We start from the raw sequence: 4,731 nt of genomic DNA, 5'->3' as shown, positions 1-4,731 counted from the left end.
ATTCTCTTGTTATTCTGTTTAGTTCTACTTGCTGTACTTTTTTTTAGATCTCCGATTAGCAAAATCTCTGAAATTCAATTTCAGGGAAATGTATTCGCTACGAAAGAGCAGTTATTACAAGCAGGAGAATTCAATGTAGATGATCAATTCTTTGGGGTTTCGGCAGCAACGTTGGAGGCTAAATTACTGGACGTGAAATCGGTTCAGAACGTAACGGTGGACAAGCATTTCCCCGGCGTTATACAGATACAGATTCAAGAGTATATAACGGTTGCCTATGAGTTAGGCCAAGAAGGATCACTCATGGCTATTTTATCGAATGGGGTTATGGTGCCCGTGAACAAGAGTGGTATTGCTATAGAGAAGCCAATATTAACACAATGGAATCCAACCGATCCTTATAAATTGGAACTGAGTCAAGTACTTGGTGCGATTCCTAATCAATTGACTTCGGATATATCAGAGATTATGCCATCTCCTACGGTTTCTTTTCCAGATCGTATCAAACTGTATACGCGTTCCAAATTCGAAGTGATTACTGCTGTATCTCTACTTAAGGATAAAGTGGAATATCTCAATCAAGTGATAGAGACAGAAGAACCTGGACTTATTACAATGCTTGAGGCTGATTCATACGTCCCTTTCCAACCCGTAGACAGTGAGTCTGAGAATGGGGATGGGACTACTAATAACGAATGAAAAATGCTACAATTAGTTTTGTGGACAAGTCTATTTGTTTGCTTTTCTTATAATATTAATAATTTGATAGCTGACAATATGTGATATGTAAAAAAAATGTAGAAAAAAGAGGGAAAAAGGAAGCCGTGTTGAATATTATGTAAGAACGTCTTTCCATTCGCTTTTCATTTCAAAAAATAGGAGGTGCCACGGTTGAGCAACAATGACATCATTGTTAGTTTGGACATCGGTACATCCAAAGTTCGTGCTATTATTGGGGAAGTAAATAATGGAACCTTTAATATTATTGGAGTTGGATCTGCCGACTCAGAAGGAATTCGCAAAGGTGCAATTGTAGATATTGACCAGACTGTACAATCGATCCGCAGTGCAGTAGATCATGCGGAACGTATGGTTGGTATTCAAATATCTGAAGTATATGTCGGCATTTCCGGGAATCATATTGGACTTCAAACAAGCCACGGTGTTGTGGCTGTATCGAACGAGGATCGGGAAATTGGAGAAGAGGACATTGAACGCGTTCTCAAAGCTGCAGAAGTTGTTGCTTTGCCTCCTGACCGGGAAATTATTGATGTTGTCGCTAAGCAATACGTTGTGGACGGTCTTGAAGGAATTCAAGATCCACGAGGTATGATTGGCGTTCGTTTAGAAGTGGAAGCGATTATTATTACGGGGGCAAAACCGGCCATACATAATCTTTTACGGTGTGTAGAGAAATCGGGCTTGAAGATCAAAGATCTAGTACTAATGTCTTTGGGAGCAGGTCAAATGTCTTTATCTAAAGACGAGAAAACCATGGGTTCTGTACTTGTTGATATCGGTGCTGGAAATACAAGCATTGCTGTTTTTGAAGCTGGAACTATGGTCGCGACTTCCACACTACCTATTGGCGGGGAATACGTAACTAATGATATTGCCTATGGATTACGGACGTTAACGGATCAAGCTGAGAAGGTTAAGTTAAAATACGGATGTGCTTTAGTAGACGATGCTGCTCCTGATGTTATTTTCAAAGTAACTCGAATTGGGAGTAACGTTGAAAAAGAATTCAGTCAACAAGATTTGGCTGCTATTGTTGAGCCTCGGATTCAAGAAATATTCCATCTCCTTCATCAAGAAGTGAAACGTCTAGGTTACAGTGAACTTCCTGGAGGTTATATACTCACTGGAGGCACGGTTTCGATGCCTGGTGTATTGCAAGTTGCACAAGCTGAGCTTGAAGCTTCTGTACGGATTGCAGTTCCCGATTATATAGGTGTCAGAGATCCAGGATTTACGAGTGGTGTTGGTATCCTTCACAATGTTATACGTAATATTCGTGGACGTAACAATGCAATTGCTGCCAATACTAAAAAACAACCTAACCGGAACAACAACAAGGTGAATCCTACATCTAATCAAGGAAAGACACAAAAAACGGGGTTGGTTGAGCGCTTAAAAAACATGTTCAGTGAATTTATATAAGGTGTTCATATAACTGTGAACGTGCCATCGATGTACAACGAGGGGGAGATGGAATAATATGTTGGAATTTGACTTTGAAATGGAAAGCTTAGCTCAGATTAAAGTAATTGGTGTTGGTGGTGGTGGTAGTAACGCTGTCAACCGAATGATTGAGAATGGTGTGCAAGGCGTTGAGTTTATCACGGTAAATACAGATGCTCAAGCACTGCATATGGCTAAGTCAGAACACAAGCTACAGATTGGTGATAAGCTAACAAGGGGTCTTGGCGCGGGTGCTAATCCTGAAGTCGGCAAGAAGGCTGCTGAAGAATCTAGAGATTTGATCTCGAACACGCTGAAAGGCGCAGATATGGTGTTTGTCACTGCAGGAATGGGTGGCGGAACGGGTACGGGTGCAGCTCCTGTAATCGCTGAGATTGCAAGAGAGTGTGGAGCGCTGACAGTAGGCGTTGTTACACGTCCTTTTACTTTTGAAGGTCGGAAACGTTTCTCCCAAGCTGAACTAGGGATTGAGGCTCTGAAAGAAAAAGTAGATACATTGATTGTTATTCCTAACGATCGTCTATTAGAAATAGTGGATAAAAAGACACCGATGTTAGAAGCGTTTAGAGAAGCTGATAATGTTCTTCGTCAAGCGGTACAGGGGATATCAGATCTTATTGCAGTTCCTGGTCTAATTAACCTTGACTTTGCAGACGTGAAGACGATTATGACAGAGCGTGGGTCTGCACTAATGGGGATTGGCGTAGCATCAGGTGAGAACCGTGCCGCTGAGGCAGCTCGTAAGGCTATTATGAGTCCATTACTAGAAACTTCGATCGAAGGGGCTCGTGGTGTTATTATGAATATTACGGGTGGTTCAAATCTGTCTCTGTATGAAGTGAACGAAGCAGCAGAAATCGTTACTTCAGCTTCAGATCCAGATGTGAATATGATATTTGGTGCTATTATTGATGAGGATTTGAAAGACGATATTAAAGTTACAGTTATTGCTACTGGATTTGAGCATAAACAAGCAGTACCACACGCTCAAATTCGTAAACCAGGAACACCAGAGAATGAGCCTGTTGAGAATCGTAATAATAACTTGCGTCCATTTGGTAATCAGCCAAGTAATGATCAACTGGATATTCCAACATTTCTGCGGAATCGTTCACGCAATAACAACGAATAATTTATACACTAATTATCATGACATATGAAAGGTCCGTTTTCTTTTTTAAAGAAATCGGGCTTTTTTATATGCTTCCTATTCTTCCACGTTCCAATTTAGAATCCTTCTTCCATGAACTAACCTCTATCGACAAAAAAAAACCGCGATTGCTTCCAGGTTTAGACAGACTTTGGAAGTTAGTTTTTCTATACTAAACACATCTCCTTTAGACCAAAGGGAATATATTTCAGAAACATTGGCTTTTCTACCGATAGGATTTAAAGCTCAGGCAGGTGAGAGCAATGATTGTCTATATCGATCTTATTTTTATTACTAATCTACTTATTGATGGGACTCTTTTATGGTTAACTGGTTGGATGCGTAAAATAAAAACGCCTTGGTGGCGAATTTCTTTATCGGCCTTTTTAGGTGCCCTATATGTCATCATGATGTTCGTCCCCGGACTTTCGTTCATGTATACCTTTCTCATTAAGTTCGGGCTTTCATTGATAATGTTGTGGATCGCCTTCGGTTTTAGGAGCCTTCAACACTATCTGAGGAATATGGGGGCATTTTATATTATTAATTTTGCCGCGGCTGGTGGGATTATTGGCATTCATTATCTGCTGCAAAATTCAAGTGATCTCTGGAGCGGAATTTGGTATACAACATCGGGGGGGCTGTCTTTCGAACTGAAGATTGGATTTTGGTTTATGTTAATCATGTTTATTATCGTTGTTTTTTGGTTTAAAATTGTCCAATCTTCCAAACGTAAATTGGATAATAGGCATGTGTATTTTGCGGAAGTGAAAGTGAATATAGGTAGCGAACAGGTGAAGTGTACGGGATTGTTAGATACAGGTAATCAATTGTGTGATCCTTTAACACGAATACCAGTTATGGTGATGGAGGCCTCTTTATGGGGAGATTACTTACCTGCTGCATGGAGGGATAAACTTGCTGAGGGAGATGCGGACAAACTGGTCATGGAGCTTGGAGACGAATCATCTTTTGCTTGGCAGGACCGTTTGAGGTTAGTACCTTATCGGGGAGTGAATCGAGGGTCAGCGTTTATGTTAGCTTTAAAACCAGATTCTGTTGAAATCTGTATGGATGGTAAAACAACCACGAGCACCAGAGTGTTAGTTGGACTTGATGGGGGTACTCTTTCCTCCGAAAAGGCATATAGGGCGATCATTCATCCAGACTTGATAGATGAGGACGCTACTACTAATGTCAGCGCGACTAAGGTAACAACTTATCCCCCTCCCGCTGGCTTATATCCTTCGGAAACTCAAGTTAATGATTGAAAAGATATTTTTGCGGTACATCGATGGTAGTTTGCTTCAGAAAACATATGATGATGCTTACGATGCTAGTTTTCTTACAGAAAACTCAAAGATGATGCTTACGAT

General features: G+C 40.7%; 4 protein-coding genes. All 4 read left to right on the top strand.

What is annotated here, in order from left to right:
* On the top strand, positions 1 to 699 hold a 699-nt coding region (locus PBAT_RS22410; protein ID WP_084403316.1), incomplete at its 5' end, for a cell division protein FtsQ/DivIB.
* A 192-nt stretch (positions 700 to 891) separates the two neighbouring features.
* Entirely contained in the window at positions 892 to 2,163 is a 1,272-nt protein-coding gene (gene ftsA, locus PBAT_RS22405; protein ID WP_068652077.1) for a cell division protein FtsA, read from the top strand.
* 58 nt (positions 2,164 to 2,221) lie between these two features.
* On the top strand, positions 2,222 to 3,337 hold the full coding sequence (gene ftsZ / locus PBAT_RS22400; protein WP_068652078.1) for a cell division protein FtsZ: 1,116 nt from the start codon (positions 2,222 to 2,224) through the stop codon (positions 3,335 to 3,337).
* Positions 3,338 to 3,618: 281 nt separating this feature from the next.
* On the top strand, positions 3,619 to 4,626 hold the full coding sequence (gene spoIIGA, locus PBAT_RS22395; protein WP_068652080.1) for a sigma-E processing peptidase SpoIIGA: 1,008 nt from the start codon (positions 3,619 to 3,621) through the stop codon (positions 4,624 to 4,626).
* Positions 4,627 to 4,731 lie beyond the last annotated feature (105 nt).

Origin of the sequence: Paenibacillus antarcticus (assembly GCF_001637225.1) — a bacterium.
Lineage (GTDB): Bacteria > Bacillota > Bacilli > Paenibacillales > Paenibacillaceae > Paenibacillus_AQ > Paenibacillus_AQ antarcticus.
The sequence above is the reverse complement of the archived record's forward strand: the minus strand, read 5'-3'. Positions and strand labels throughout refer to the sequence as shown.